The organism is Mesorhizobium sp. M2C.T.Ca.TU.002.02.1.1 (genome assembly GCF_003997225.1).
Genome location: NZ_RZTO01000488.1, coordinates 1 through 4,761, shown reverse-complemented (window position 1 = coordinate 4,761; position 4,761 = coordinate 1). Strand labels below are relative to the sequence as shown.

The 4,761-nt window shown below is 64.0% G+C and carries 5 protein-coding genes; all 5 read right to left on the bottom strand.

The annotated features are described in order from the left end of the window. Nucleotides 1-366, bottom strand: a 366-nt coding sequence (locus tag EOD07_RS23020) for a DUF1697 domain-containing protein (RefSeq protein WP_164772447.1), incomplete at its 3' end; no start/stop codon positions are given. A gap of 18 nt (nucleotides 367-384) precedes the next feature. After that, entirely contained in the window at nucleotides 385-2,022 is a 1,638-nt protein-coding gene (locus tag EOD07_RS23015; protein ID WP_127237092.1) for a CTP synthase, read from the bottom strand. A gap of 150 nt (nucleotides 2,023-2,172) precedes the next feature. Continuing rightward, on the bottom strand, nucleotides 2,173-3,300 hold the full coding sequence (locus EOD07_RS23010; protein WP_127237091.1) for a L,D-transpeptidase: 1,128 nt from the start codon (nucleotides 3,298-3,300) through the stop codon (nucleotides 2,173-2,175). Between the two features lie 213 nt (nucleotides 3,301-3,513). Then, the gene (gene secG, locus EOD07_RS23005) at nucleotides 3,514-4,032 is read right to left on the bottom strand and encodes a preprotein translocase subunit SecG (protein ID WP_040987290.1); all 519 of its coding nucleotides are present in this window, start codon (nucleotides 4,030-4,032) and stop codon (nucleotides 3,514-3,516) included. 265 nt (nucleotides 4,033-4,297) lie between these two features. Further along, nucleotides 4,298-4,761 (bottom strand): triose-phosphate isomerase (locus EOD07_RS23000; RefSeq protein WP_164772445.1); only part of this gene is annotated, 464 nt, incomplete at its 5' end.

Sequence of the window (4,761 nt, the reverse complement as noted above, 5' to 3'; positions counted from 1 at the left end):
GGCCCGGAGCGCTTCGACGGCATCCGAGTGGACCGGCTCGCGCATCACCCGTACCGCCACCTGATCGGCCGTAGCAGCGGATTCCGCCGGGAATGGATTGCCCGCCGCAAGTTTCAGCCAGTCCTCGGCGCCGCGCACGATGATGTCGACATGGCGGCCGAAGGTCTTTTCGAAGGCCCGTTCCAGCCGCTGCTCGAGCTTTGAGATTTCGCCCGCCCGCGCCTCGAACACCAGATTGCCGGTCGCGACCAGTGTGCGGACGTTTTTCAGCCCCTGTTCCTCGGCCATGGCCTTGAGGTCGGCCATGACCACACGCCGCCCTTCGCTCAGGATGATGCTGTAGAGCAGCGCGACATAGGTCTGCACGGCTTGTTCTCAGCCGGCTCAGACGAGCCGCGACTGATCTACCGCGGCCGAGATGAAGCTCGCGAACAGCGGGTGCGGGTCGAGCGGCCGGCTCTTCAGTTCGGGGTGGTATTGCACGCCGATGAACCAGGGATGGTCGGGATACTCGACCGTCTCCGGCAGCACCCCGTCAGGCGACATGCCGGCAAACACCAGGCCGCAATCTTCGAGCCGCTGCTTGTAATCGATGTTGACCTCGTAGCGATGTCGGTGGCGTTCGGAAATCTCCGTGTCGCCATAGATTTCGGCGATCTTCGGGCCCTTGGCGAGTTCGGCCTGGTAGGCGCCGAGCCGCATCGTGCCGCCGAGATCGCCGGTGGCCCTGCGCTTCTCGAGCATATTGCCCTTAAGCCACTCGGTCATCAGGCCGACGACCGGCTCATCGGTCGGACCGAACTCGGTCGACGAGGCATGATCGACGCCGGCCAGCGAGCGGGCCGCCTCGATGCAGGCCATCTGCATGCCGAAGCAGATGCCGAAGTAAGGCACCTTGCGTTCGCGCGCGAACTTCGCCGCCAGGATCTTGCCTTCCGAACCGCGCTCGCCAAAACCGCCGGGAACGAGGATGCCATGCACCTTCTCCAGCCACGGCGCCGGATCTTCCTTCTCGAAGATCTCGCTTTCGATCCAGTCGAGCTTGACCTTGACCCGGTTGGCGAGGCCACCGTGCGAAAGCGCCTCGATCAGCGATTTGTAGGCATCCTTGAGGCCAGTGTACTTGCCGACGACGGCGATCGTCACCTCGCCTTCCGGATTATGGATGCGCTTGGACAGCGCCTGCCAGGGCTCCATGCGCGGCTTCGGCGCCGGATCGATGCCGAAAGCGGCGAGCACTTCCGAATCGAGCCCTTCCTGGTGATAGGCCATCGGCACGTCGTAGATATGCGGCACGTCGAGCGCCTGGATGACGGCGCTTTCGCGCACGTTGCAGAACAGCGACAGCTTGCGGCGCTCTTCCTTCGGGATCGGCCGGTCGGCGCGCACCAGAAGAATGTCGGGCGCGATGCCGATGCCGCGCAGTTCCTTGACCGAATGCTGGGTCGGCTTGGTCTTCAATTCGCCGGCCGTCGGGATGTAGGGCATCAGCGTCAGATGCACATAGACCGCGTTGTTGCGCGGCAGATCGTTGCCGAGCTGGCGGATCGCCTCCAGGAACGGCATCGCCTCGATGTCGCCGACCGTGCCGCCGATCTCGCACAGCACGAAGTCGTAATCGTCATTGCCGTCGAGAACGAAATGCTTGATCTCGTCGGTGACGTGCGGGATCACCTGCACGGTCGCGCCGAGATAGTCGCCGCGCCGCTCGCGCTCGATGATGTTCTTGTAGATGCGGCCGGTGGTGATGTTGTCCTGCTGGTTGGCCGAACGGCCGGTGAAGCGCTCGTAGTGGCCGAGATCGAGATCGGTCTCGGCGCCGTCGTCGGTCACGAACACTTCGCCATGCTGGTAAGGCGACATCGTTCCGGGGTCGACATTGAGATAAGGATCGAGCTTCTTGATCCGCGCGCGATAGCCTCGCGCCTGCAGGAGAGCCCCAAGAGCTGCTGCGGCGATGCCTTTTCCGAGTGAGGAAACCACGCCGCCTGTGATGAATACATATCGCGCCATGGGAGTCATCGCTTAACGCGGCCTGATTGATTCCGCCAGAGAAAAAACCGCCGCGAAGGCTTTTTCCCAAAATGGCGCCGGCGCCTGAGATCGGCGTTTTCACTATTCAAAACAAAAGGGCCGGCGGTGCCGGCCCTTTCGGCAGTTTGATGGAATTCGTTAGATAATAACGACCTTGGTACCGATCTTGACGCGGCTGTAGAGGTCCATGACGTGCTCGTTGATCATGCGGAAGCAGCCGTTGGAGGCGCTGGTTCCGATCGACTGGGGAGCAATCGTGCCGTGGATGCGCAGATGCGTGTCCTTCTTGCCGTCATAGAGGTAGATAGCGCGCGCGCCGAGCGGATTCTCGCCGCCGCCGGGCATGCCGTCCTTGTACTGGCCGTAATGCTTCGGCTCGCGCTTCTGCATGTCGAGCGTCGGGATCCAGCGCGGCCATTCCTGCTTGTCGCCGACAGCTACCGTGCCCTTGAACTGCAGGCCTTCGCGGCCGACAGCGATGGCATAGCGGCGGGCGGTGGAAAACGACTCGACGAGGTAGAGGCGGCGCGCGCTGGTGTCGATGACGATGGTGCCCGGCTCATAGCCGGTGAAGGTGACGTCCTGCGGCACGAATTCCGGCTTCACCTTGAAGGGCCGCTTGGCGTCCTTCTTGGCCAGCGCCGAGTCCAGCGCACGGGTTTCCGGCAGATAGTTGATGGAGGTCGCCGCCTGGGCGCCGCCGAAGAGGCCGGCAAACAGCCCACCGCTGCTCGTCTGCTTCTGGCCGGGGTTTTCGCTGCGCAACTCGCCATTGTTGCCCGTGGCCGTGATGTTCATTGCCTCGGCCGGGATCGGCTCGGCAGTCTGGATCGGCGCAACCGGTGTCAGCGGCTCGATCACCTTGATGGTCTTCTTCTTGGCCGACTTGGCGTCGGCGACTTCAGCCGGAGCGGTCGCGCCACCGTTCTTCTTGGCCAGCCATTCCTGGCGCGCGGCGTCCGCCTTGGCCTTGGCTGCTTCGCGCATCGCCATCTTGCGAGCCTCGAGCGCCTTCTGCTTGGCGGCTTCCTTGTCGGCCGCGATCTTGGCCTCGAGCTTGCTGATCTGCGCAAGATCGTCCGAGGTCGGGTTTTTCTTCTTCTTGAGAAGCCTCAGCTGCGATGCGTCGCTCTTGGCGGCGACAGGAATTGCGTCGGTCTTCTCAACCGACGGGGAAGTGGCCAGATTTGCCGGTCCGGCAAAGGCCGCGGAACCCATGCCGAGGACGGCACAGAATCCCAGGAGGATGAAGCTGCGAAGCTGCATGGCGAAGATCCGATTGTTCAAAGCAAGTTGCCCACGGCGTCGCCCGGCGCCCCCCAAGGACGCCGAATAGTGCCGCGCGCAACCTATAATCGATTAGCCGTCATCGCCTCAAGCTGAGGCAGGCGCTACGCCCGGTTGAATCTTCGTGATCGGGCGCGCATTTGCCGCGACTGTGTTCAAAGAACAACAGATCGCGGCCCGGTGCTTGTGCGGCTACTGGTTCGGAACCTGCGGGGTGACAGGCAGGGTGACGCCATTGTTTGCCGGCGGCGTGGCCGGATTCGCGGGCGCCGGAGCGGCCGGAGCGGGCGTCGTTGCCGGGGCTGGCGCGGTCGCGCCATTGGCGAGCGGCGTGGTGGTTGTCGCGCCGCCAGACGGAGCCGCGGGAGCCGTGCCGGCCGGAGCCGCGGGCTTGGAGGTGCCTACCGGTCCATTGGAACCCGGCAGCTGGTTGAGCACGCCGTTGCCCTGGCTGGACGTCGCCGGACGGTCGAGAATGTCGATCGGCTTCTCGCCGTAGCGGGCAAGGATCGACAGCGCTAGCGAGGTCACGAAGAAGGCCGCCGCCAGGATTGCGGTGGCGCGGGTCAACGCGTTGGCGGCGCCGCGCGCCGTCATGAAGCCGGAACCGCCGCCGATGCCCAGGCCGCCGCCTTCGGAGCGCTGCAGCAGCACCACGCCGACAAGCGCGAGCACGACCATAAGGTGGATGACGATCAGTACGGTTTCCATAATTTATCCTGGCGAGGCCTTGCGCTGCCGCGCATACGACCGGTGTTTTGGAGGCGGCTCCTTACAATGCTTTGGCGGCATTTCCAAGCCCGTGGCCGGGAATATGGGAAGCAATGGGGCCAATACAACGATTTATGCCGCGCGAGCCTTGCAGACGGTCTCCAAAGCATGTCTCCCGAAAGTGGGAACCGATTTTGGGACAAAGACATGCGTAAGATCAAAAACCTAAAGCGCATGGAGCGAATCTGAAAGATCGCGACGCGCTTTAGGAGATGTTCATGTAGGCTTCCGCGATAGCCAGGAAGTCGGCCGCCTTCAGGCTGGCGCCGCCGACCAGCGCGCCGTCGACATTCTCGACGCCGAGCAGTTCCACCGCATTGGAAGGCTTGACCGAGCCGCCGTAAAGAATACGCATCCTGGCCGCGGCATCGCCGAGCAACCCGGTCAGCTTGCCGCGGATATGCGCGTGCGCCTCGGCGACGTCGGCCGCGGTCGGGGTCAGGCCGGTGCCGATCGCCCAGACCGGTTCATAGGCGATGATGCTGTTCGCCGCGGTCGCGCTGGTCGGAACCGACCCTTCGAGCTGGCGCGACAGGACATCGAGCGTGGCGCCCGCCTCGCGCTCGGCGCGCGTCTCGCCGATGCAGATGATGGCCACCAGCCCTGCCCGCCAGGCGGCCGATGCCTTGGCATGGACCGTCGCATCGTTGTCGCCGAACAGTTCGCGAC

What these genes read in the sequence shown, in the direction of transcription:
- EOD07_RS23015 (WP_127237092.1), bottom strand. Translation starts at nt 2,022, where the DNA reads ATGACTCCCATGGCGCGATATGTATTCATCACAGGCGGCGTGGTTTCC.
- EOD07_RS23010 (WP_127237091.1), bottom strand. Translation starts at nt 3,300, where the DNA reads ATGCAGCTTCGCAGCTTCATCCTCCTGGGATTCTGTGCCGTCCTCGGC.
- secG (WP_040987290.1), bottom strand. Translation starts at nt 4,032, where the DNA reads ATGGAAACCGTACTGATCGTCATCCACCTTATGGTCGTGCTCGCGCTT.